This is a genomic window from Hymenobacter sp. UYP22 (assembly GCF_040547285.1).
Lineage (GTDB): Bacteria > Bacteroidota > Bacteroidia > Cytophagales > Hymenobacteraceae > Hymenobacter.
Genome location: NZ_JBEPPK010000003.1, coordinates 221,531 through 244,837 on the forward strand (window position 1 = coordinate 221,531; position 23,307 = coordinate 244,837).

Annotated in this window: 15 protein-coding genes and 1 tRNA gene; 8 read left to right on the plus strand and 8 right to left on the minus strand. The window is 61.6% G+C overall.

The features are described from left to right. The first annotated feature begins 135 nt into the window (after positions 1-135). A complete protein-coding gene (locus ABIB60_RS07210; protein WP_354578791.1) occupies positions 136-1,548 on the plus strand; it encodes an alpha-amylase family glycosyl hydrolase in 1,413 nt (470 codons plus the stop codon). 228 nt (positions 1,549-1,776) lie between these two features. Then, a tRNA-Asp gene (locus ABIB60_RS07215) sits at positions 1,777-1,850 on the plus strand. Positions 1,851-1,892: 42 nt separating this feature from the next. On the opposite strand, the gene ABIB60_RS07220 is transcribed toward ABIB60_RS07215, so the two are convergent. Together ABIB60_RS07220 and ABIB60_RS07225 are read right to left on the minus strand one after the other, a co-directional pair. After that, positions 1,893-2,846: an ADP-ribosylglycohydrolase family protein gene (locus ABIB60_RS07220; protein ID WP_354578792.1), complete on the minus strand. Its 954-nt coding sequence runs from the start codon at positions 2,844-2,846 to the stop codon at positions 1,893-1,895. Between the two features lie 251 nt (positions 2,847-3,097). Next, positions 3,098-9,268 carry a carboxypeptidase-like regulatory domain-containing protein gene (locus tag ABIB60_RS07225; RefSeq protein ID WP_354578794.1) on the minus strand — a complete coding sequence of 2,057 codons (6,171 nt, stop codon included), beginning with the start codon at positions 9,266-9,268 and terminating at the stop codon, positions 3,098-3,100. Positions 9,269-9,427: 159 nt separating this feature from the next. Between ABIB60_RS07225 and ABIB60_RS07230 the strand changes: the two genes are divergently transcribed. Both ABIB60_RS07230 and ABIB60_RS07235 read left to right on the plus strand, forming a co-directional pair. Further along, positions 9,428-9,706: a hypothetical protein gene (locus ABIB60_RS07230; protein WP_315996382.1), complete on the plus strand. Its 279-nt coding sequence runs from the start codon at positions 9,428-9,430 to the stop codon at positions 9,704-9,706. A 173-nt stretch (positions 9,707-9,879) separates the two neighbouring features. After that, positions 9,880-10,125, plus strand: coding sequence for a hypothetical protein (locus ABIB60_RS07235; protein WP_354578796.1), 246 nt, complete (start codon positions 9,880-9,882; stop codon positions 10,123-10,125). Between the two features lie 135 nt (positions 10,126-10,260). Here ABIB60_RS07235 and ABIB60_RS07240 read toward each other — a convergent pair whose 3' ends face one another. Then, positions 10,261-11,340 carry a DNA polymerase beta superfamily protein gene (locus tag ABIB60_RS07240; protein WP_354578798.1) on the minus strand — a complete coding sequence of 360 codons (1,080 nt, stop codon included), beginning with the start codon at positions 11,338-11,340 and terminating at the stop codon, positions 10,261-10,263. 35 nt (positions 11,341-11,375) lie between these two features. Here ABIB60_RS07240 and ABIB60_RS07245 point away from each other — a divergent pair, with 35 nt between their 5' ends. Beyond that, positions 11,376-11,855: a GNAT family N-acetyltransferase gene (locus ABIB60_RS07245; RefSeq protein WP_354578799.1), complete on the plus strand. Its 480-nt coding sequence runs from the start codon at positions 11,376-11,378 to the stop codon at positions 11,853-11,855. Positions 11,856-11,971: 116 nt separating this feature from the next. Here ABIB60_RS07245 and ABIB60_RS07250 read toward each other — a convergent pair whose 3' ends face one another. Further along, positions 11,972-12,727 (minus strand): nucleotidyltransferase domain-containing protein, encoded by a 756-nt coding sequence (locus tag ABIB60_RS07250; RefSeq protein WP_354578801.1) that lies wholly within the window; start codon positions 12,725-12,727, stop codon positions 11,972-11,974. A gap of 122 nt (positions 12,728-12,849) precedes the next feature. Between ABIB60_RS07250 and ABIB60_RS07255 the strand changes: the two genes are divergently transcribed. Continuing rightward, complete coding sequence (locus ABIB60_RS07255; RefSeq protein ID WP_354578803.1) at positions 12,850-14,556, plus strand: M28 family metallopeptidase; 1,707 nt, start codon at positions 12,850-12,852, stop codon at positions 14,554-14,556. Positions 14,557-14,589: 33 nt separating this feature from the next. Here ABIB60_RS07255 and ABIB60_RS07260 read toward each other — a convergent pair whose 3' ends face one another. Continuing rightward, a complete protein-coding gene (locus tag ABIB60_RS07260) occupies positions 14,590-15,783 on the minus strand; it encodes a hypothetical protein (protein WP_354578805.1) in 1,194 nt (397 codons plus the stop codon). Between the two features lie 25 nt (positions 15,784-15,808). Continuing rightward, entirely contained in the window at positions 15,809-18,433 is a 2,625-nt protein-coding gene (locus ABIB60_RS07265) for a polynucleotide kinase-phosphatase (RefSeq protein WP_354578806.1), read from the minus strand. A 552-nt stretch (positions 18,434-18,985) separates the two neighbouring features. On the opposite strand from ABIB60_RS07265, the gene ABIB60_RS07270 reads away from it, so the two are divergent. Continuing rightward, on the plus strand, positions 18,986-19,429 hold the full coding sequence (locus ABIB60_RS07270) for an SMI1/KNR4 family protein (protein ID WP_354578807.1): 444 nt from the start codon (positions 18,986-18,988) through the stop codon (positions 19,427-19,429). A 17-nt stretch (positions 19,430-19,446) separates the two neighbouring features. Here the strand turns inward: ABIB60_RS07270 and ABIB60_RS07275 are convergent, their stop codons facing one another. Beyond that, positions 19,447-19,884 (minus strand): DUF5991 domain-containing protein, encoded by a 438-nt coding sequence (locus tag ABIB60_RS07275; RefSeq protein WP_354578809.1) that lies wholly within the window; start codon positions 19,882-19,884, stop codon positions 19,447-19,449. 333 nt (positions 19,885-20,217) lie between these two features. Between ABIB60_RS07275 and ABIB60_RS07280 the strand changes: the two genes are divergently transcribed. Next, on the plus strand, positions 20,218-21,168 hold the full coding sequence (locus tag ABIB60_RS07280; RefSeq protein WP_354578811.1) for a hypothetical protein: 951 nt from the start codon (positions 20,218-20,220) through the stop codon (positions 21,166-21,168). Positions 21,169-21,170: 2 nt separating this feature from the next. Here the strand turns inward: ABIB60_RS07280 and ABIB60_RS07285 are convergent, their stop codons facing one another. After that, entirely contained in the window at positions 21,171-23,174 is a 2,004-nt protein-coding gene (locus tag ABIB60_RS07285; protein WP_354578813.1) for an OmpA family protein, read from the minus strand. Positions 23,175-23,307: the final 133 nt, after the last annotated feature.

Consider the following 23,307-nt stretch of genomic DNA (forward strand, 5'->3'; position numbering starts at 1 on the left):
GCGCACTGAGTAGTTCGCAGCCCCGCGCCGTTATAACCATTCCAGCGGCGCAAGGGCGCGAACTACACAGTTCGCGCTACTCCCAACGACCCGGCTATTTCCCTCACGCATAAATCCCCACCATTTTTCTCGCATATGTCTTTGTTTACCAGCGCATACTGCACCAGTCTGACCCTTGTACTGTCCGCCAGTCTGCTGGGGGCCTGCAAATCGTCCGGCACGGATACCCCGGCGCCTACCCCGCCCACTCCCCCTACTACCCCAGCGCCTACGCAGTACGGTACCCCTTTCAAGGGCGTGCCCGACCGCCAGGATGCCGTGATGTACCAAGTGAACATGCGCGCCTTTAGCCAGGGCGGCAATTTTGCCGGCGTTACGGCCCGCCTTGATTCTATCCGGGATTTGGGCGTGAATGTGCTCTACCTGATGCCGATTTACCCCATCGGCACCGACAGCAAATCGGTAAATTCGCCCTACGCCGTGAAGGATTACCGCGCGGTAAACGCCGAGTTTGGCTCCCTCACCGACCTGCGGGCGTTGGTGGATGGTGCCCACCAGCGCAATATGGCCGTGATGCTCGACTGGGTGGCCAACCACACCAGCTGGGACAACCCCTGGATAACGCAGCACTCAGACTGGTACAAAAAAGGCGCGGCCGGCAACATTCTGCCCGTGTCCAACAACGGCACTACCTACAACGACGTGGCCCAGCTGGATTTCAGCAACACGGCCATGCGCCTGGAAATGATTTCGGCCCTGAAATCGTGGGTGTACACGGCCAACGTCGACGGTTTCCGCTTCGACTACGCTGACTACCAGCCCAACGACTTCTGGAAGCAGGCCATTGACACGCTGCGCAATGTAAAGTCGCACAAGCTGCTGCTCCTGGCCGAAAGCAGTCGCTCCTCCAACTTCGCCTCCGGTTTTGATTACAACTTCGGCTTCAATTTTTACGGCGGCATCTACCAGGTGTACAAAAACGGCAACGCCGCCACCGCCTTTGATGCGCTCAACAACACCGAATACAGCGGGGCCACCGGCAGCCAGCAAGTAGTGCGCTACTCCACCAACCACGACGTGAACGGCTCCGACGGCACCCCGGTGGAACTGTTCGGTGGAAAGGCGGGGGCCATGTCGGCCTTTGTGGTAGCCGCCTTATACAGAGGCGTGCCCATGATATACAATGGGCAGGAAGCGGGTATGAGTCAGCGAATTCCCTTCCCCTTCACCGGCGTGAAAGTGCGCTGGGGCGTAAACCCCGATGTGAAGCGGGCCTACAAGCAGCTGCTTACGGCCCGCGCCAATAGCGCAGCCCTGCGCATTGGGGCACCCACGCCTTATAGCACCGCCAACGTGTGCGCCTTCACCAAAACCGCCGGCTCCGAGCAGGCCTTTGTACTGGCCAACGTGCGCAACTCGGCCCAAACGTACACGCTGCCCACCAACCTGGCCAACACCACCTGGACCGATGCTCTGACTGGCAGTTCCCTCAAGCTGGGCACGGAAGTCGTGCTGCCCGCCTACGGCTACGTAGTGCTGAAGAAGTAAGGTACCGGGGCGCTGCGGATACGTATCCGCAGCGCCCTGAATAGCCGGCCGAAAAAAATATTTCGGATTATTTTTTTGAATCTATTGCCTTTACTAGCAGAGCAATACCTCCCCGAAAACGCCTACTATGTGCAGCTAAAGCAGTTTTTTGTTTGCACAGTCAAAACCGGTCTTCTATATTTGCATCATCAAAACGGAAGGACGCACGGTCTGACCCAATGATGAAACGGTTCGGTAGTTCAGTTGGTTAGAATGCCGCCCTGTCACGGCGGAGGTCGCGGGTTCGAGTCCCGTCCGGACCGCAAAAAGCCCCAGTATCCTTGGATGCTGGGGCTTTTTCGGCTTTAGGCCGTAGCGTTGGCGAATTGCCGGGCCAATTGCTCAATGTCGGCGCGGCGGGCCAGCACTTGCCGCCACTCGGGCGGAATAGCTGCTTCGCCGTAGTAGAGCCCGGCCAGGCCGCCAGCTACGGCCCCGGTGGTGTCGGTATCATCCCCCAGGTTAACGGCTGCCAGCACAGTTTCGGCGTAGGTTTCGTGGCGCAGCAGGCACCAGAGGCTAGCCTCCAGCGTGTGCATCACGTAGCCCCCACTGTCAATAGCCGTAATGGCCACGTCGGGCAGGCGGCCGCTGAAGATGCGCTCAAACTTGTCGGCCTCGTGGGCAGGGATATTCAGGGCCGAAAGCTGGGCTGGAGCCTGGCGGCGCAGCTCGGTGTAGGCCTGAGCGGGCTTCAGGCCGGCGCGCAAGTGCCGGGCCACTTCCAGGTACAACAGGCACGCCACGGCGGAGCGAATGTGCCCGTGCGTAACGGCTGATACCTGCTGGATCAATTCAAACCGCTCAGCTAGCGGAGCATCTTCCTGGTAGAAAGCCAGGGGCAGAATCCGCATCAGGGCGCCATTGCCGTTGCTGTACTCATCGGTATTACCGGCCCGGATCAGGTTGGGGTTGGACTGCAGGCGGCTCAGGGCCTCGCGGGTAGTAATGCCGATATCGAATACCCGGCCGTGAGGTGTCCAGAGGTTTTCGTAGTACCAGCGGCGGCTGTATTCGGCCACTTTCCCTATACTGAACCCATCGGCAATGGCCTGAGCCAGGCAGAAAGTGAGCGAAGCATCATCCGACCAGGTTCCGGCGGGCTGGTGGTGGGTGCCGTATTCGCGCATGTGCACCACGGGGTCTTGGCGGCGGGCGGCACGGCTTTGAAATTCCACGGGTACACCCAGGGCGTCGCCCACGGCCAAGCCCAGCAAGGCCGCCCGAACTTGTGCCTCACGGGCAAAATCAGTAGTCATAGTAAAAGGATAGAATGATGCAGGGCAAGGTACAGATGTGACGGCGAAGCACGGCGGGTGTTATATGGCAACCGCAATACTTCTTAGGGAATCATTGAAGCTGTTTAGGAAGTTGTTAGGCTAATCTGGACGTCATGCAGAGGCCGGAGGCCGAAGCATCTCGCGTGCTGATGTTGGAATTGGTAACTCAACGTCAGCACGCGAGATGCTCCGGCCTCTGCATGACTGTTCCTTTTACCTCATCACCCCTATTATTTAATAACCGCCTGCTTGCTGGCGGAGCGACCGAAGCGGGTGGGGAAATACATGAGTTCCGCTTTGGCGGGGTTAAGGGTGTAGCGGCCCCGGTAGCGGGGCTGCAGGGCTACGCGGAACGTGTGGCGGCCGACTGGCAGCACATCCATAAAGATGCCCACCTGCTGGCGCAGATACTCGCGGTGCACCTCAAAGCTGTTGCCGCGCGCAGGCTCCCCGTAGGAGCAGCCGGCCGGAATGGGCACCTCCAGCAGCACGTAACGGGCCTCGGCGGGCACATCCACGGTTACTTCCAATTCCACCGGCTGGCCCGCCGCTAATTGCACCCGCCCGCCCTCCTGCCCGGCCAGCCGGGTGCGTACCGTGAAGGGAGTAGCCACGGCGGCCGGTGCGGGGTTCCAGAAGGTTTGATAAGCCGTGGCGTACACCGGCATCCCGCCCTGCTTGCGCATGGTAATAGCGCCGCCCGAAGCCGGTACCGTAGCCTCAAACGGAAACTTGCCAACTTCCTGCGTTAGCCCCCCACTCAGCTGGGCCCGGGCCATGAGCCCGCCACTGGCGGGCACTACCAAGTCGGGGCCGATGGTAGCCAGCACCTGGGCCGACTCATAGGTACTGGCCCAGTGGCCCTGCTGGCGGCGCTGTTGCAGCAGGTAGGTCCGGAGGCGCAGCAGCTCCCGCTCCTGCCCGCCCTGGGCCCGCAGCAGGCGATACGCCAGCAGGGTGTTGCCCAGACGGTCGGTTAGCAAATAGCGGTAGAAGGTGCCAGTGCGCAGGGTATCGGCGTAGAAGGCGCCGCCCAGCTCGGTGCGCAGGCGGTAACGGCGCAGGGTATCCAGTTGGTACGGCAGGCCCAGCTCATGGCGCAGCAGCGTGAGGGCCAGGTAGCGGTCCAGGGGCTGGCGGCCGCGTTGTTCCTGCTCCAGGCGCTTCACCAGGGTCGGGAAATCGGGCTGGGCACCGAGGCGGTGCAGCAGCTGCAGGAGCCGGATCCGGTCGTCGGCGGAGGTGAAGTAGGCGGGGCCCGGCTGACTGGCGGCCAAGCTGCGGCGCACGGCGGCATCGGCAAAAGCTTCATCTAGCTGGCGCAGCAGATACAGCCGCAGCGGAGCCTTGTCGAGGGGCACCTTATGGCCCTGCTGCTCGGCAGCCAGCAGGGCTTCCAGGACGTGCAGCGTAGCCCAGGGGTTCACCGGGGAAGTGGCCCAGGTGCCCCAGAGGCCCTCGGGCTGGTGGCGGCCCCTGAGTAAATGTCGAATCAGGCGCTCCACGTTGCGCTGGCCGGTAAATGGCTGCTGCATACTTTGCCGGATGCGCTGCTCCAGCAACAGGCCCTGGAGCTTGGAGGCGGCCTGCTCGTTGCAGAGGTAGGCGTACACCTGCAAATGCCGGATTTCCTCCAGCAGTACGGGCAGAGGGTCACTTTCCAGGCGCACCGTTACGGGGCCCAGCTCCGGCCGCACAGGCAGCGTCAGGGTGGTGTCGGCGGCGGTGAGAATGGCGAAGGTACCCACCCGCTCCCGGGTACCGGCGGGCAGCACCGGCAGGTGGCGCAACTCTCCGTCCTGGTAGCCGTTGGGCTGGCTCAGGCTGAAGCTCACGGCCACGGAATCGGCATCAGCGGGAGCCGTGAAGGTGAGCGTATCCAGTACGGAGGTGGTTACGCGGTGCAGCTGACTGCGGGCCGGGCCCTCGCCCACCCGGAAACTGGTGGTTACCTGGGCCGTATCGGGCAGGTAGTTGAGGGTTTTGCCCAGCACTTGGGGCCGGTCGCCCTGAATCAGGAAACGCGGGGCCGCCAACTCCCCCATCAGCGCCTTAAAGGAGCGCAGCTTCTGGGTGAAAGAGCCCGTGCGGGCGTGGTTGTCGGAGGCCAGCACGAAGGTATCCCAGCCGGTAATGTCGTCGGGGATAATAACCTCGGTGCGGGCTTGGCCCTGATTATCGGTGAGGAGCGTGGGCCGCCACCAGCCCACATCCGAAAACCGCTGCCGCAGGGACAGGCGCAGGTCGCGGCCGGCCGTGAGGGGCAGGCCATCGGGCCCCAGGGCGGCCGGGCCATCCTGCAGGCCGGCTGTCCGCCGAGCGGTAACGCCGTTTTTGGTGGTGATGATGATGACTCCATTGGCCGCCCGGGAGCCGTACATGGCCACCGCCGACTCGGCTTTGAGTACCTGTGCGTTGGCAATGTCTGCGGGGTTTAGCTTGCTCAGGTCACCAGTATAAGGCAGCCCATCCACAATGATGAGCGGTTGACCACCGCCGCTGGTGCTACTGACGCCCCGAATCCGGACGGTGGCACCGCCGCCGGGCGCAGTCTGGATAACCACGCCCGCCACCTTGCCCTGAAGCGCCGATTCTACCGGCACGCTCTCCACGGACGCAGCTTTGAATTTCCCTCCGGCTATGCCGTAACCGGTAACCACTACCTCGCTGAGCATCTGCGTACTGGCCGCCAGGGCTTCCTGAATATCCTGGCTGTCGATCTGCCGCTCCTTGGTAACGTAGCCAATCGAGTTGATAACCAGCACGCCACCATCCGGGGGCGTGGCCAGGGAAAAACTACCATCCGAGTTGGTGCTTACGCCGTGGGTAGTGCCTTTAAGCAGCACCGTCACGCCGGGCAGGCCCTCGCCGGTGCTCCGGTCAGTGATGCGGCCACGCACCACAATCCAGCCGGGTTGCGGCACCACTACTACCGGAGCCGCTGGCTGAGCCAGCGGCAAGGGCCGAGCCGCCGAAGCAGAAGCCCGGGCATGACGGTTGATTTCACGCTGGATCCGCTGCAAAACTGCCTGCCGGGCAGGGCCAGTCCGGAGTTGGTCCAGGGAGTCGAGCTGCACGTAGGTGGTGCCGCCCGCCTGCACCCGAATATTAACCGCTGGAGCCAGTACGGAGCTGTCGGCCAGCAGCAGGGCCAGGCGGTAACGGCCGGGCGCCAGGCCCTGCACGGGCGCGGGCAAGTAGCGCAGTAACCGCCGAAACAAGGGTTTGCTGGGCTGAGTGAGCAAGGTAAACTGCACTGCCGGCCACTGCTGACTAGCCAGCTTACCCCGGGGCGCGGGCAGGCGCACGGCCAGCCGGCCCTGCCCCACCGCGGTACGGCTGGAGTCGGGCAGCAGGGGCACGCGCACCGGCGGCTGGTAGTAATGGGTGGTCGGCTGCGGCCGCAAGTCAGCTTCCGTGTAGGCAAAATCAGTGAAGGGCAGCCGGGGGAAGGAGGCCGCTACGTCCAGGTTATCGGCCGCATCATAGGTAGTGGGCAGACTGCGCATTTTGAGCAGGCCCGGGGTGAAGGTGTAGCGGTAATTCGGCTCCCGCAGGAATTTTAGGCGCAGCCCGTCGGAGCGGCGGAGCAGCACCGAATCGGGCCGGAAAGGCCCCCCGAGCAGGGTGGTTTGGTCATCGGCGTACCAGCGCGGAACGGTGGGGCGGTTGGGCAGATAGGGCCGACCCGCACCCAAAGGCTGCAGGCGGTTGCCCTGGCGCAGTAGCAAACGCTCCTGGTAGCTGTTGCGGTCAACAACCAGCAGAAACCGCCGCAGCTCGGCTTGTTCGGCGGGCGTAACCGGACCCGGCTTTTCTACCGTCAGGCCGGCGCAGGGCTGGTTGGGGTCGATGCTGAGCGTGAGCTTGTGCAGGTGGCGCAGGCGCACATCGTGCAGGGTAATGCGCCGGTTGGGCGTGCGGATGGTAATGGAATGGCGGCCACTGTCGGCTACCAGGGCAAAAGGCTCCTCGGCATTCACCCGCGCCACGTACACCGGCAGGCCATCCACGAACACCGCCACCGTAGGCTGCACCCGGCCCGAATCGACCACGAAGGGGGCCACCTGGGTGATACCGCCCGGCGCGGGCCGGTACTCGTAAAACGCCCCATACTCGGGGTAGAGAAACTGGTAAAACCGCAGGGAATCGAGGCCCAGCCGCTGCCGCCACGCTCCCCAGGGCAGGAGTTGGCGGGCAGGCTGATCGGGCGTGTTTTCAAAGCCCGCTCCCAGCCCAAACCGCCGCCGCGACACCCGCCCCACTACCGCCGGCTCAAAGTTGGGCAGCTCGGGCGCGGCGGGCTTTTCAAACTTACTGGTATAGGCGTAGGCGGTGAGGTCGGCGCGAGGCACGGGGCGGCCGGCCCCGTCGCGCACGGTGTAGCGCAACTGCACTTTCTGACCCGGGTACACCACCTCGGGCTGCTCGGCTTCCACCAGCAACTGGTGCTGGGGCAGCGGCACGTTGTACTCCACCGACTGCAGCTGCCCGCCCCAGAAATAATGCAGGGAGGCAAACCAGGTTTCGGGGCCCGGGGCCGGCAGGTGGCGCATTAACTCGGTAGCCAAGCCGCGCTCCACCAGCGTGTTGCCCCGATACAGGTAGTACCAGAACGGCAGGCGGCGCGGGTTGTCCACGGTCAGCGTCAGCGAACCGGGGGTGCGACTGGAGCGGAGCAGCACACCGGCGTTGGCGGCCGTGAGCTCCAGCTCATCCGTGCTGCCCTGGGCATCCAGCAGCTGGTAGCGGGTGGCGCGGGGGTTGACGGGCCGGGCCAGGGGCAGCAACACGGTTTCCCGGGTGGTTTTTTCGAGCTGGCCGGGGTCCAGGACCGTGGTCAGCAGGGTGGCGGGCCGGGGCGGGCCTGGCGCCGCGGGCTGGTAACGGGCCACTACCGAGTCCTGGCGCAACTCCAACTGAAGCTCCCGGGGCTGCTGGGCGTAGCGCACGGTGGCCTGCTGCTGGCGTCGCTCATTATCCCCGTTCAGAAACACGGCCTGTACCTGGTAGGTGAGGTTGGCGGCCGGCAACACCGAATCGGGCATGTTCAGGCGGGTTTCGCCGGTGGCGTCCAGGGGCTGGCTGCGGGTCCAGAGCGTATCGGGCACAAACACCTGCCGGCCGGCAAACCGCTCCACGCTGGTGGGCGTCACGCTCAGCCGCACGCGGGCGTCCAGCAGGTTCAACTCGTTGGCATCCTGGCCCCGCAGAAACAGGGCCTGGGGCGTGCCGGCCCGGTGGGTTTCCTGCCCGGCCCGGAGCGTGTAGCGGGTAGTTTTCAGCTCGTAGTCTTCCAGCCGAAACTGCTGCGAGGCCAGCGTTTTGCCATTGTCCCCGGGCTGCTCCAGCGTGAGGCGCACAAACTGGTCGGCGCGCAGGCCCAGGGTATCCAGCAGCGGCAGCACGTATTCGTAGGAGCCGGGCTGTACCGGCCGCAGTATGGCCAGGCGCCGGGGTCGGTGGTCCTGGTCGGGGGTGAGGTAAAGCTCCAGGGGGCGGCGGTAGGGCCGGCCGTGGCGGTGCAGCACGCGGGCCTTCAGGCGCAGGGTATCGGCCTGGGGACGGTAGCGGGGCTTGCTGAGTATCAGGTACGCCTGCCACCGGGCCCCGCGCCGGTTTGCCCGCTGCTGCTGGCGCTGCTCCCGCACATCCTCACTGAAAGGGGAACGAAGCAGGCCCAGCAGGCCGGTATGCACGTAGGAAACGTGCCGCAGCTGCCCTACCAGGTTGCGCACGGGCCGGGTGAGGTAGCCCAGCGGAAACCCGAACACGGCCCGTTGGTACACCCGCCGCCAACTCAGCGGCCCGGGCCCGCGGCGCGGCCGGAACGGAAATGTTTGGGAGAGGCTATGAAACGTGGTACGCCCGCCCTGCTCCACGGCCAGCAGCCCCGGTCGGGCCCGCCCCCCCGCCAGCCGGTAGGTTTGGGTAGCCGCATCGAAGGGCACACTCCGCCTCCGGGGCAGCCGGAGTTGGGCATCGGGCAGCAGGCGGCCCAGGGAGTCGCGCACCAGCAGCGTCAGGTCTACCTGGTTCTCCAGCACCGTTACCTGCCGGTTGGTGCGGGCGTGCAGCCAGAACACCAGTTGGGGCCCGTCGGCGTGGGCTACCAGGTAGTAGCCCAGCGGCAGGGCCGCCAGCCGCTGCCGGCCCAGGCTGTCGGGAGCATCGGTGGGGAAGGAATCAACGGGTTGGGTGAAGAACTCGGGCCGGGCGGCCGACAATTCCCGCTCAAACAAATAGCGCGTTTGGGCGTCGGTGAGGCGGAATACTTTGGTTAAGTAGCTTTGCTGGCGGGCAGCGGCCAGGCGCGCCTGGGCCAGCCCCGGCACCGCACTCCGCAGGCAAAGCAGCACCCCTATAACCATACACCAAAACGGACGTAACACTTGCTTCATAGAAGTAGGCGAAATAGGATTTCTGCCTGTCAGATGCGCTTCTTTGCCGGTTTCCACAATCCGTTCAGTATTTTTTTTGCGTATTCCTGGTATTCTGGCCGAATACTTGCCGCTAAGCGCCTTAACTTCGCCACCCGTTTGCGGCTTACCCCTTCCTCTATGCCCCGACTTTTTTTACTTCTCTGGCTGATGCTCATGGTCTTGGTAGACGTGGGCCCAGCATTGGGCCAGGCCGGCCCGGCGGCGCGCGCCAAGATGCGCGGTAAAGTGTACGTACACCGTCCCAATTACCGCACCTATAAAGGTCGGAGCAGCAAAATCCGCCGTAAGCGCACGGTGCGCTACCGCCAGAAATGGTACCAGTTCTGGCGCCGTCGGAAGAAAGCCAATACGCCTACTCCGCAACGCTCCCGTAACCAGACGATTGGCGGGCAATAAGGCGTAAACAAGCAGACTGAAACCGGCCTTTCCTTTCGTAGCAGAGAGGGAAGGCCGGTTTTTCGTGTTCCTGAATTTTCTTCTGTTCAGCTTGCTACCGGGCCATCCTCCAAGCAGTACAATTTTTATTCAACCGGGGAGTTATCTGGCTACACGCTAACCCATTTTGGCCTATGACCCGCGTCCTGATTCTGGTTTTTGCCCTGCTGATGCTAAGCGGCGGCCCTATTTCCACGGCCGAAGCCAGCCGGCCTACCCGCTACGCCCGGGCCAAAATGCGCGGCCGCAGCTACACCCACCGGCCATTTTACAAACTGTACAAAGGCCGTAAATCAAGCAAGAAGCGGTTGGGACTATTCAGGCAGAAGACGCGCCCTGCCAAGTCGTCCTACAAAGTAGGCCGCCACTCCACGCGCTAGCCAGCAGGCAGTTATCCTATAACGTGTCATTCCGAGCGGGGCGAGGAATCTGGGTTCAGCAATGCCATGACTCAGATTCCTCGCTCCGCTCGGAATGACACGTTCCTTTTTTAGTGCCTTTTCCTGGGTTGGCGGTTATTTCTGCCCTGCGTACCAGGCCCGCCGCACCTGCACCAATAGCGCCTCGGCGGCTTGGCGGGCGGGAGTTTCGGGCAGCGCTGAGGTGGCAAAGGCGGCTTCTACCTGCTCAACCAGCGCGTCGGCTTCCGTTACCAGTTGCTCGTACTCAAACTCACCCCGGCGGATTTGCAGCAGGAACTCCCGGTCGGGGCGGCGGACGTGCAGGCGGCCGGTGCGGGCAATTTCCTCGGCCATGCGCAGCAGCCGGAACACGTGCAGCATGTTCTTGGCGTCGTAGTTTTTGCCGTGCTGCACGGTGTTCTGATACCGTTCGGAGTTACGCTTCTGCTCCCACTCCTTGTACTCCCGAAACACGCGGCAGTAGGTGCTGTAGCCGTTGCGGTTGAAACTCAGGTAGGCGACAGGAACCTCTCCCTTCGGCACCGCCGAGAGCAGCACATCCTGGGAGGTTTCCGCGTCGCGCACCAGGCCCCGGTAGCCGTGGCGCTGCTCGGGCGTTTCGTCCACGAACACGGCGTACAAGTCGGTGAGGTGATTCACGTTGGCCAGGCCGCACTGCGCGGCCGCGTAGCCCCGCCGCTCCAGCCAGGTGGCTACTGGCTGCGCGCCCGCGCCTACCGTCACGTAGCAAAAGTCCAGCACCGATTTGCGGGCGGGTGGTTCGGGGTGGTTGATTTTCTTGTTCAGCCCCCGCGCCTTCCGGATCTGGGCCACGGCGTACTCGGCGAAGCTTTGCCGGCACAGTTTGGAGAGGAAATCCTCGGCCCGAAATGCGGCAAATAGCGGGTGCCGGTACACCACGCAATCCTCCGGGGTGCCCAGCAGCTCCAGTACCGTGGGGTTGTTTTTAAGCAGCAGCTCCACGAAACGGCGCAGCTCATAAAACACCTCGTCGTTGGTGTCATTGGCTACCTGGGGCACGTAAGCAAGGCCGTAGAACTCGGTTTCGGGCAGGATGAAGACGCCCTTGAGGTCGGTATCGGAGTGGGGCAGGTTGGTGCCGTAGGCGCGGCTGCCGCTGATGGCTTCAAACAGAATGAGGCCGCGCTGGCGCAGGTCAGGAATTGTCAGCATATTCAATGTTTCGAGCGTATAGCCATAGGTTCAGGATGCAGCATAGCCACGTACAGCTTCGGTCCACTGAGGAAGCCGATTTAGCACAGTTGTTTCGCTTTCAACTGGATGAAGAAGCCTGCCACTTGGCGGCCTTCATGGCACCGGACCACGCCGACTGGCCGACCTACCTCGCCAAATACCGCCGCTTCCTGCTCGACCCCACTATCCACATGCAAAGCATCGTGGTAGATGGGGAGTTGGCCGGCAGTATCGCCAAATTTGAAATCGAAGGCGAGGCCGAAATTACATATTGGATTGACAGGCGCTACTGGGGCCGGGGTGTAGCCACCGCCGCGCTGCGTAGCTTCTTGGTGCTGGAGCCTGCCCGGCCCCTGCGTGGCCGGGTGGCCTTTGATAACTTCGGCTCACAGAAAGTACTGGAGAAGTGCGAGTTTGAGCAAGTCGGCACCGATACCGGCTTCGCTCACACCCGACAGACGGAAATCGAGGAATTCATTTACCAGCTCGTGTAGGCGCAGGTAGCAAGTCAAAAGCCCGTCATGCAGAGCGCCGCGAAGCATGACGTTCTGGTGATTTTCCTGACGATTTACGAAAGCATGCCGCCTTACTTAAGACGTAGTTTGGCAGCCTACAGCCACGCCCGAAACACGGCGTCCAGTGCCGGCGTCGGCTCAGGATGGCGCGGTACGGGCAAGGTGGCGCGGGCAGCCTGGCCGGCGGCGTATTCCTGCTGCAGAAACGTTACCAGCGCGGCCGGGCGCGGCACGGTGGTTTTCTCGTCGGCGGTGGCTTTTTGAGTTAGCAGCCCATTGACTACCTCATTCAACTCCAACGGCAGCAGCTTTAGCAGCGCGGCAAACTCCATGGGCGGCACTTGGTCGGGATGACGCTGAATCCAGCGGGCGGCCAGGGCGGAGCGCAGGGCGTAGCACAGCCGCTTCAGGCGCACCTGTTCGCCGGTCAGGTCCTCCTCCACCCCGCGGCGCAGCTGGCCCAGGTAGTGGTGCAGGCTGGCGCGCGGGTTCCAGCAGGCGGGCAGCAGCGGCTGCAGCGCCGCCCGAAACCCGGCTGCCTCCCGGTACACCACCGGCGACTGGATCCACTCGAAGAGCGCGGCGTTGGAGCTACGCAGCAGCTTCAGGGCCTTGCGCAGCTCCCAGCCGGCCAAGTCTAGCTCCTCATCCACGGGGAAATTGAGCGTGTCAGGGCCTTCGTCCAGGGTCAGGTACCAGTCGGCCGGGTGGCAGTAGATGAAGCGCACATCGTAGTCGGAATCCGGCGAGGGGAAGCCCCAGGCCCGGCTGCCCGACTCGCAGGCGTACAGGATGCGGATGCGGTGCGTGGCTTCGAGTTGGGTGAGGGCGGTTTGGATGCGGGCGTGCATGGGCAAGCGAAAAGAAGGCGGTAACGACAGGATTCGTACCCGAATATCTAGTACTATTGGGAAACCGCCGCCGTTCGGTCCAGCCAGTGGCCGGTTTATGCCAGCTCTTTGCCCCACACGTTATGCCATTCTCCACTCGCTACCCAGCTCACCTGCTCCCGGCCACCCTCCTGTTCGGCCTGCTTCTAGCTGGCTGCCAATCCAAGCCCGCCGCCACCGAAACGGCGGCCACTGCGGCCCCGGCCGCCGCGCCGGATACCGCTGCCGCCATCAGTGGGGCCAGCATCAGCAAGTACCTGCGGGCGGTTTCCTCGGATGAGATGCTGGGCCGCAAGCCGTTCACGGGGGGCGAGCAGCGCAGCACCCAATACCTGGCCGACGAATTCAAGCGCCTCGGGTTGCAGCCGGGGCCCGATGGCAGCTACTTTCAACCGGTGCCGCTGGTGGAAATTACGGGTACTCCGAGTGCTACGCTGCAAATCAAGGGCAACGGCCAGCCGCTGAGCTTTCAGTACAAAACGGACTTCGTGGCCTTCACCCAGCGTGAGCAGGCCGAGGTGAAGGTGGCCAACTCGCCGCTGGTGTTTGCCGGCTACGGGGTGGTAGCCCCCGAGTACGGCTGGGACGATTACGCCGGACTCGATGTGAAGGGCAAAACCGTGGTGGTGCTGGTGAATGACCCCGGCAACGCGGGCCAGGACTCTACCCTGTTCCGGGGCCGGGCCATGACCTATTACGGGCGCTGGACTTATAAATACGAAGAAGCCGCCCGCCACGGCGCCGCCGGCATCCTCATCGTGCACGATACCAAGCCGGCCGCTTACCCCTGGAGCGTAGTACTGAGCGGGGCCATCAGCCCCAAGCTGCGTGCCCAAACCGCCAACAAAGGGGCTGATAAATGCGCCCTGGAAGGCTGGCTGACCCTGGATGCGGCCAAACAGCTTTTCCAGGCCGCCGGCCAGAACTACGACCAACTGTACGCCGCGGCCAACACCAAGGGCTTCAAGCCGCGGGCATTGGGTGGGCTTACGCTCACGGGCAGCATCCAGAACAAGCTGCGCCGCCAAACCTCCCGCAACGTGCTGGCCGTGTTGTCCGGCTCCACCCGCCCCGGCGAGTACATCATCTACTCGGCCCACTGGGACCATTTTGGCATCGGCAAAGCCATTGCCGGCGACTCCATCTACAACGGAGCCGTGGACGATGGTACCGGCCTGGCCGCCCTGCTCAGCATTACCGAGGCCTTCCAGAAAGCGCCGAAGAAGCCGGAGCGCAGCATCGTGTTTCTGGCCGTAACGGCCGAGGAGCAGGGCCTGCTGGGTTCGGCCTACTACGCCCAGCACCCGCCCTTCCCGCTCAACAAAACCGTGGCCGACCTGAACGTGGATATGCTCTGGCCCTACGGCCCAATGAAGGACCTCACGGTTATCGGCTACGGCCAGTCGGAACTGGAGGACTACGCCCGCGCGGCGGCCAAGGAGCAGGACCGCTACATGCTGCCTGACCAAACGCCCGAAACCGGCATGTTCTACCGCTCCGACCACTTCAACTTCGCCCACGTGGGTGTGCCCTCCCTCTACGCTTCGGGCGGCTTCGAGAGCCGCAGCGGCGGCAAGGCCAGCATTGCCCAGCAGCGCCAGAACTACACTGCCAATATGTACCACAAGCCCGCCGACCAGTTCGACCCCAGCTGGGACCTGACCGGCATTGCCCAGGACGCCCAGCTCTACTTCCGCGTGGGCCAGCGCCTGGCCTCGGAAACCACCTTCCCGCAGTGGCGCGAGGGTTCGGAGTTCAAGGGCGCGCGGGATAAGAGTATGGAGAGATAACCCTACTTGTAGGGCAAATAGAATAACGGATAGCTAAAAGTTTGCGTCACGCTTTTTGCCCCAGTCAATTCGCACAATCTGATTTCCAGCAAGGAGCATACAGCTTACTTCTTTCTCGCGTGCTAGCCCGTAAAAATCCATATTCATCAGGCTTAGGTTGGGACCGTAACTAGTTGTTACTGGCTGGTGCGTATACAGACTACGATTGAATAATGGATCGACAATAGTAATAGTGTGGTTTTTAACCGTAGCCAGGAAGGTTCGGTCAGTCCAGCGCACCACAAACAGCTGTTGATCTTTATGAAGAAAACTACCAAACATCTGTATGCCGTAGTAGTAGAACAGGGTCTGATTTTCAACTCGTAGCGCCACCTCTTTCTGTCGATGCTCTGGCAGTACTAAGTCTGCCGGAGAAGGCTTAGCTCTTGGCGGCATGCGGGTCAGTTTTGCTGGAGCATTAATTATCTGCAAACGGGAACTACCTCCTCCATGACCTAGCGACGCGAGTACTTGATACTGTCCGTTGCGTTTAATAATGGAGTTTGGACATGTAGCACCCGTCAAATAATATTGACCAGTCTGCTTATTGTAAAAGTACACTTCACCACCAAACTCTCCATTACAGGTTGGAAATGACAGGTAGTGTTCATCTTCAAATAGCTTTGGCTGCTTGCTCAAAAATGGAACAGGCTTGGTATAAGGCACCCAAGTGCCCACAGATGACTGGACCCAATATTGACCACCAGAGAGTCCTACTAACTGGTTACCAAGTAGCCAATGGTATTGAAACTTCCGCTTGTTGAGCTGCTTCTCCAGCAATTGGTTTCGTGCCAGGGTTTTGATGTTATAGCACGCGAAATTTCCTGGCTCAAATAGGGTTACTAAATGGGCTTGGTAAATGATAGAGTAAGACAACGGGAACGAAGAAGCCGCAAAAGGATTCTTCAGCACCATCTCACGCTTTAATAAGCCGAGAGGTTTATCTCCCATTACTATCTTAAAATTCATCCCAACACGCGTGTTGTCTTCTGCAAATAACAGAGGCAACACCAACGGCTTATCTTCATTTTGATATAGTACTCGCCGTTCCTGAAAAAACTTCAGCAAAGGAGCTAATTCTGACGGAACCGAGTAAGGTGTCGCTACCTTGACTTGCGCATGAACAGATTGAGCATCAATCAATAAAAGACAAAGAGCGATAATAGTGCTTAGTTGTAGTAAACGCATATCAGAAACAGCTAACTAGAATTATCTACAACCGCGGGTCCACGGCTTCGCTTTCCAGGGCCAGCACACCGAACACGCACTGGTGTACTTCCCGCAGCGGGGCGCCGGCCACAAACCGTTCGAGGCCTTCCACGCCGAGGGTGAATTCGCGGAGGGCGAGGTTGCGCTTGGATTTTACGTTTCGCTCGCGCAGGCGCTCCAGGTTGCCGGGCAGCAGGTAGTCAGGGCCGTAGATGATGCGCAGGTACTCCCGGCCCCGGCACTTGAGGGCGGGCTGCACCAGGGTTTTCTGGCCTGTCGGGATGAAGTCGTAGGGCTTGACCACCATGCCTTCGCCCCCGGCCGCGGTGAGGTCAGTCCACCATTGGGTGGCGGCTTCCACGTCGGCTAGGTCGCGCAGGTGCACCACGCGGTAGGGCGTGGCCCGGAGCAGGCCTTCGTCCTGGAGGCAGATGGCGCGCAGGGTTTCCATGTGCCAGGCGTGGTCCTTGTCGAAGTATGTGCGGCCCTCGGTGGCGAGCAGGTGGAAGGGTGCCAGGCGCAGATCCTCCACGCTGTCCACTGGCCAGCAGTAGCGGCGGTAGGCCTCGGCGTAGTGCTGGGCAGCAGTTTGGCGGGCGCTGGTACGAGCCAGCAGGGCCTCTACCCCATCCAGGCCCCGGCCGGCGGCCTGGGTTAGCGCGGCCACGGCTTCGGGTAGGGCGGCGGTAGCAGCGGCGGCCACGGCGGCGTACTGGTCTTTGATGAGCTGCTGAGCCTTGGCCGACCACGGCAGCAGCTCGGCATCCAGGCACACCCACTCGGTGCTGAACCGCTCCCAGAAGTTGCTGGCCGTGAGGGCCTCCTGCAGGCGGGTAAGGAAAGCGGCTTCCAGGTTGGAGTCGGTGAAGAAGTTGCGGCCGGTGCGGGTATATACCTTGCCCGGCCCCTCGCCCACCACCCCGAAGCGGCGGCGCGCGGCATCCTCGTCCTTGGCCAACACCAGTACCACACGGCTGCCCATGTGCTTTTCCTGGCACACCACCCGCTCCTGCCCTTGGCGGCGGAAGTAGTCGAAGGCTTCGGCCGGGTGCTCCAGCATGTCGGGCAGGGCTGAGGTTTCGGAGGGGCTCATGGTGGGCGGCAAGTACAGCAGCCACTTCGGGTTGAGCGCAAACCGGCTCATCACCTCCAGCGCCGCCACCGCGTTTTCCTCCCGAATCGTCACGGAGGGCAACAGGCGCGTTTTGATGATCTGCTTACCCGTCACGTCCCGGATATCGAGCAGGTCGTCGTGGGCTTGCTGGGCCGAGAGTTGGTGGTTGGTTTCTGATTTCTCGTTGGTGGCTTCGGCTAGGCGGCGCAGGTAGTCGAGCGGGCGCACTGGCTCTGAGTATACGTGCTGGGCGGGTACCGAAACCAGCTCCCGCTCGGGGTAGCGCAGGGCGGTGAGGCGGCCGCCGAACACGCAGCCGGTATCTATGTCGATGGTGTTGTTGAGCCATTCGGGGTCGGGCACGGGCGTGTGGCCGTACACCACGGTAGCCCGGCCGCGGTACTCCGATGCCCAGTTGTAGCGCACCGGCAGGCCAAACTCGTCGATTTCGCCGGTGGTTTCGCCGAACAGCGCGAAGGCCCGCACGGCACCCGAGCCACGGCCCTGCATTTCCTCCCGCATGCCCGCGTGGGCTACCACCAGCTTGCCCCCATCCAGCACGTAGTGGCTCACCAGCCCATCCAGAAACTGCCGCACTTGGCTTTTGAACGTATCGGATTCTGAGGCTAGCTGCTGCACCGTCTCGGCAAAGCCGTGCTGCTCGTTTACTTGTTTGCCGTTGAGGTAGCGCAGAAGCTTGATGTCGTGGTTGCCGGGTACGCACAATGCTTGGCCGCCCTGTACCATGCTCATCACTAGCCGCAACACCTGCGGCGAGGCCGGGCCCCGGTCCACCAAATCACCCAGGAACAAGGCGCGGCGGCCGGCCGGCGCTGTTACGCGCACGCCCAGGTCGCGCACATCGGTTATGGGCTGTTCTTCCACCGCGTAGCTCAGCTCCGTGAGCAACTGCACCAACTCCTGGTAGCAGCCGTGCACATCACCGATGATGTCGAAGGGGCCGTTATCCTGCTTACGGTTGCTATAGAGCGGGTCGCGGACGATGGTTTGCACGGCGTCCACTTCCTCGGGGCCGCGCAGGTGGTAGATGTGGCGGAAGCCCTCCTGCTTGAGCGTTTTGAGGCTGCGGCGCAACTGCTGGCGCTGCTGGGGCACCACGTGGCGGCCCAGGTGCTGGCGCTCGGCCCGCTGACGGTTGCGGTCCTCGGCCAGGCGGTCGGGCACGTCGAGGATGATGGCAGTGGGCAGCACGTGGTAGTCGCGGGCCAGCTGCACGAGGGTTTTGCGGGCTTCGGGCTGCACGTTGGTAGCGTCCACCACCGTCAGCAGGCCGCGCTTCAGGCGCAGGCCTACCAGGTAGTGCAGCAGCGCAAACGCATCGGTAGTGGCGGCCTGGTCGTTTTCATCATCCGCCACCAGGGCCCGGCACTGGTCCGACGACACGATTTCGGTAGCCGAAAACAGCCGCCGCGCAAACGTGGACTTACCGGCCCCGGAGGTACCGATGAGCAGGACGAGGGAGAGTTCGGGGAGCTTGAGGGTATCTTGGGGCATTATAGCAACTAGTAATTTCGTCGAATGATAAAGCTTTACTTAGACATAGATGGAGTTTTGTTAACCACGAGACACACACAGGCTGCACCAGGAGTTGACGCATTTGTTGATTTCGTAACCTCGTACTTTGAATGTTACTGGCTGACAACTCATTGCAAAGGAGACAGTACACCGGCACTCCGCTACCTTTCCCGTTTTCTCCAACCCACTACACTTGACAAGCTTAAGCGCGCTATTCAACCAACTAACTGGGACACACTAAAAACAGAAGCCATTGCCGTACGCTCAGATTTTTATTGGCTCGACGATCAACCGTTTCAAGCTGAAATAGCTTATCTGCACGCTTATAGCGTTGCGAATCGACTTATTACAGTGCAGCTAAGCCGTCCGAACGAGTTAAATACCATTCAAATTAACTTACAGAATCTAATTAAGAAGTCAGTGAAGTAGCACATTGGCCTTTCTGCTGCCCACTTGCACTGATATTCACCCCTATTGCCATCAACCCGAGCTGACGGGGTAGGCTCGTCATCTACTAAAAAACGCTACTTCATGGATATTTACGAGGTTCTATCAACGCTCAAAGCCAACCTGAACCAAACAGATATTACGCTGTATCCGGGGGCAAGTGAGCAGCTAATTCAGCAGTTTGAACAGGAAATGAACTTAGTTCTCCCTACTGATTTCAAGGTATTCTACTCGTTTTGCAACGGATTTGAGTCGGAAGAAGATATGTTTCGGATGATTCCGCTAGAGGAGATACTAGAACGGAAACAGGAATTTGAGCCTAGGCAGTTTTACATAGCGGAATACCTGATTTACTGTGACATGTGGGAAGTTGAGCTAACCACTAACCCTTCTATTTATCGGATTCACAGCGGTGTTACACTAACTGATTCGCTTGTAGTCTTTCTCAACCGGTTTCTGCAAGGGGGCGTGTTTGAAGCAACCGGGCTGTATAATTGGCGTGAGGAAGTAAGGTCGCTCCATAAATAAAGCTCATAAGACTCCTCCTACTTCCGCATGAAATTCACCTGCCCATCCTTGTACGTTTCCGAGAGGCGTGGCTGGAGCTTGCCCCAGTAGGTTCGAGTGACGCCTTTGGGGTCTTTGTGGAGGCGAAACAGTACGTCGCCGGGCTTGAACTGCTGGTAGTCGTTGCCATCCACTAGCTGCAAGTAGGTAATCCGCAGGTCTTGGGCGTTACCCGCGGCCCGCACTTTCAGCTTCATCGAGGTTTGCTGGCCTTCTATGCTGAGCAGCCCAGCTAGGGCTTGGTTATCCTGGGGTTGCAGATTCAACTTCCATAGCATGCCCATGCTGTAGCCAGCTAGGGTCTTAACGGGGTTTTCCTCGTACTGGTAAGAGCCCACCCAGTTGCGTAAGCCTGTGGCAGCGGGAAACGTAAATGCCAGAGCGGACCAGAGCAGGGGGCGCAGCAGTGTTAGCATGAGCATAGGGCAAAATGGCAAAACACGCACCTACAACGGGAAGTACACAACCGGGGTTGAGCCGAGCTAAGCTTGCACGCACCCAATGCCCCAGGCAGCGGATTGCTCAGGCCCGGACCAGAGACAGAGTTGGAGTGAAAATTGTACGTTTGGTGCAGTAGCTCTACTCCGCATTACCCCGGCCCGCGGACCGATTACCCCTACCCGCTATCTACTATGCGTTTTTCACTATTAGCTTTTGCCTTGGGCATACACAGCCTATGGTTCTGCAGTGCCAGCCGAGCACAGGCGACGGATGAGCTGCCTAGCCTTATCTCCCTTTCTCCGGACTCCGTGACCCGCAACTTATACCAGCGTACCCGGGTGCGCACTGTGGTAAAAGTTCGCTTGGATGAGGAGGGGGCCATCCGGGATACTGTGTCCTACCGGGAGATAGACAGGGCCGGCCGCTTTCTTTGGCTGTTCGATTATACGTTTCCGCAGGCGCAGCAGCAATGGAGCTACGACGAGCAGGGCCATTGTACGGCTCTGGTGCTTCACCCGACTCCGGGCAAGGCTAACACGGACATCCTGGCCCATAATCCCAGGCTTGGCCGTAGCTCACACCAACTACTTAAGCCCCATGGGCAGCTGCTTACCATCAGCGAAACTACCCTACTGAAACAGGCAGATACGTTGCTGAGTGAAACGCATATTCTGCGCACTCTTACCGGGGATGCGGTACTAGGTACAGCTACCCACAAGCGGGCATGGCGCTACAGCCCCCACCCCGATACAGTACTCTTGCTGCACGCTCAGTATAGCCACACTGGTAATCTACTGGCTACAAAGGTATTATACCGCTTGAGCCGCCAGGGTATCCCGCACGAAGACGGGGAGTTGAACCTCGCCAAAATAGTGCGGCTTGGAAAACTCCCTGTCTCCGCAACTTCGGCAAGCCGGCAGCCCACTTACCGCCAGCTGGTGCAGGCCTTGCGCCACACGCAAGGCCTTGTTCCGCGGCAGTGGTGGCGCTACGATGCTCAAAACCGCTTGGTGCAGTATACCAGCCGGCAGCGAATAGGCCAAACCAATCAGTTCTCGACTGTTACCACGAGCTACGTGTATAATCGGGAGGATCAGTTGATTGGGCGAGAGCACGCCACCGTATCCAGGCACAGCTCAACCCGTACCGCCTACGCCGTTTACTCCTACTTGCCCTCGGGCCTGCTTCTGGGCGAAACCTCGCATATCCATAGCACCAGGCCTACCTTTTACCGCTACCTGTACCAGTATTACGATTAGGCTCATCGCCCGCCCGTGATGCGAAATTCCACGCGACGGTTGAGGCGGCGAGTGGCTTCCTGGTCGTTGGAGGCGCGGGGCTCGGTGCCGCCCAGGCCCCGGCCGGTAATCCGCCCGGGGGCTACACCCTGGCTGACCAGGTAGTCCTTCACCACCGATACGCGCTGTTCACTGAGTACCACGTTTTTCTGGGCGTCACCCTGGTTATCGGTGTGGCCGAGGAGCTCAATGGTCAGCTGTGGATTGGCAGTGAGCAGGACCAGCAAACGGTTCAGGTCGGGAACGGACGTGGGTAAAAGAACGGCTTTGCCCTGCTCAAACTGCACGTTATCCAGGCGGAGGGTGGTACCGGTACGCAGAGGCCGCAGCACGATATCCTGGCCCGACTGCCCGGCGGGCAGGCCGTAGGTGGTATCGGTGGGGAAGTAGCCGGCTAGCTGGGCCTGCACTTGATAAAGCTGGCCGGCTTGCCCTGCCAGCAGAAACTCACCGGCGGCAGTGAGGGTGCGGGGCCCAGCGGGTGCCCCCATTCCCTGAAACCGGAGCTGGGCCTGGGGCAACGGCCGCAGGGTTTCCGCATCGAGTACCCGCCCCAGCCACACGGCCCGGCCCGGGGTGGCAGAAGCCGCGGGTGCCGGGGAGCCGGCCGACCGAAACAGGCTGCAGCCAGCCAAATCAGTGTACACACCGCGGCGCACCCGCGTGGCCTGGCGGCGCGCCAGGTCTACCTCGAAAATGGATTTGGGCCCGGCCAGCAGCAACCGGCGGCGGCCCTCGTTGTCCTGCTCCAGCAGCACGTCGCTGTAGCCGCCCTGCTCCGGGAGGCCGTCCAGGGGGAACAGTTCGGGGGCGGGGCGCAGCGTCCGTAGGTCTACCTTCAGCAAGGCCCCATCGGTGCTGTATACTTCATAGAGGGTACCAGTTTCATCAAGGCCGAAGTTGGCATGGGTACCGGCTTTGGCAAACCCAATGGCCGGGTAGTACGCCGCTTTTCGCAAAGGATCAGCCTCCCAAACCACTACTACGGAATCGGTGGCCGGGCTTGCGCGCACCAGCAAGTGGGCGTCGCTGGTCTGGAAATACAAGTCGCCGCGCCGGTCAGTAGCCGCCGAAATCCAGACGTTGCCGGGGCCCTGGGCAGGCAACTCCCAGGCCGTGTAGCGGCCCTTGCGGGTGGCGGGGTCGTAGCGGTACACCCGCTCGGGCTGGTCGGTGGGAGATTTGGTAACGGAGTACAGGCAGTTATCAAACCCCTTGGCCAAGGCGTAGGACTGAAACGGCAGGGCATTGCGGTGTACTCTGGGCGCGGCAGCCAGACTGGCACTACCAGCCCACTCATGAATGGTGCGGCAGTCATCTTCCCAGGTGCCGTCGTGGGCCCGCAGGGCAGCAATGCCGTACACTTTGTCGTCGCAGAGCTGGTCGGCGTAGCGGCGGCTGGACAAGCCCGGCCCGGCAAAGGCGAAGGAAGCCAGCAGCTGCCGGCCCGCTGCCAGATACTGCGCATCCTGCACGGTAGCGGCCCGGTATTCTAGCTGAAGCGCATACCCACCCCGCCACAGCCGCCGGCCCAGCACCCGGGCACGCCCCCCCGAATCGGCGCAGGTGTATTCGTAGCGCACCTCCTGAAATGCCCCGGCCTCCTGCTGCTCCAGGCGCACTACCTGGGACTGGGGCAGGGCCGTGAGAGCCTGCCAGAGAGAATCGAGGTGGCCCAGGGCCAGCGGGGGCAGATTGACGCGGTTGGCGGGCAGCGGCTGCACCGTGAAGCGGACAGTTACCGGCGTAGTTGCCCATGCGCTACCAACGTAAAAGCTCACGCCGGGTGCCTCATCCTCGTGTACCTGCCACCCGTGCGGATACGTGAGCTGGTAGCCAGTGCGCGCGTCAGTAAAGGTCTGCCAATCAGCAGGCACCTGCGACCAAGCCAATGGGCCGGCCAGTAGTAGCCAGAACAGCAACGACAGGAAACAGAGCCACTTGAGCCGCTCAGCAGTAGGTACCATTCGGCAAAAATACGGAGGCGGCGGGCAACTTTCGCCCCACTACCAGCGGCGGGCTCCGTCGGCACCTTGCGTATCCGGGGTCAATTGATAGAATCCGGCCAGCATTGCAGCGGCAGCCTACCAGGTGAGGGCT

What these genes read in the sequence shown, in the direction of transcription:
- ABIB60_RS07210 (WP_354578791.1), top strand. Translation starts at nt 136, where the DNA reads ATGTCTTTGTTTACCAGCGCATACTGCACCAGTCTGACCCTTGTACTG.
- ABIB60_RS07220 (WP_354578792.1), bottom strand. Translation starts at nt 2,846, where the DNA reads ATGACTACTGATTTTGCCCGTGAGGCACAAGTTCGGGCGGCCTTGCTG.
- ABIB60_RS07225 (WP_354578794.1), bottom strand. Translation starts at nt 9,268, where the DNA reads ATGAAGCAAGTGTTACGTCCGTTTTGGTGTATGGTTATAGGGGTGCTG.
- ABIB60_RS07230 (WP_315996382.1), top strand. Translation starts at nt 9,428, where the DNA reads ATGCCCCGACTTTTTTTACTTCTCTGGCTGATGCTCATGGTCTTGGTA.
- ABIB60_RS07235 (WP_354578796.1), top strand. Translation starts at nt 9,880, where the DNA reads ATGACCCGCGTCCTGATTCTGGTTTTTGCCCTGCTGATGCTAAGCGGC.
- ABIB60_RS07240 (WP_354578798.1), bottom strand. Translation starts at nt 11,340, where the DNA reads ATGCTGACAATTCCTGACCTGCGCCAGCGCGGCCTCATTCTGTTTGAA.
- ABIB60_RS07245 (WP_354578799.1), top strand. Translation starts at nt 11,376, where the DNA reads ATGCAGCATAGCCACGTACAGCTTCGGTCCACTGAGGAAGCCGATTTA.
- ABIB60_RS07250 (WP_354578801.1), bottom strand. Translation starts at nt 12,727, where the DNA reads ATGCACGCCCGCATCCAAACCGCCCTCACCCAACTCGAAGCCACGCAC.
- ABIB60_RS07255 (WP_354578803.1), top strand. Translation starts at nt 12,850, where the DNA reads ATGCCATTCTCCACTCGCTACCCAGCTCACCTGCTCCCGGCCACCCTC.
- ABIB60_RS07260 (WP_354578805.1), bottom strand. Translation starts at nt 15,783, where the DNA reads ATGCGTTTACTACAACTAAGCACTATTATCGCTCTTTGTCTTTTATTG.
- ABIB60_RS07265 (WP_354578806.1), bottom strand. Translation starts at nt 18,433, where the DNA reads ATGCCCCAAGATACCCTCAAGCTCCCCGAACTCTCCCTCGTCCTGCTC.
- ABIB60_RS07270 (WP_354578807.1), top strand. Translation starts at nt 18,986, where the DNA reads ATGGATATTTACGAGGTTCTATCAACGCTCAAAGCCAACCTGAACCAA.
- ABIB60_RS07275 (WP_354578809.1), bottom strand. Translation starts at nt 19,884, where the DNA reads ATGCTAACACTGCTGCGCCCCCTGCTCTGGTCCGCTCTGGCATTTACG.
- ABIB60_RS07285 (WP_354578813.1), bottom strand. Translation starts at nt 23,174, where the DNA reads ATGGTACCTACTGCTGAGCGGCTCAAGTGGCTCTGTTTCCTGTCGTTG.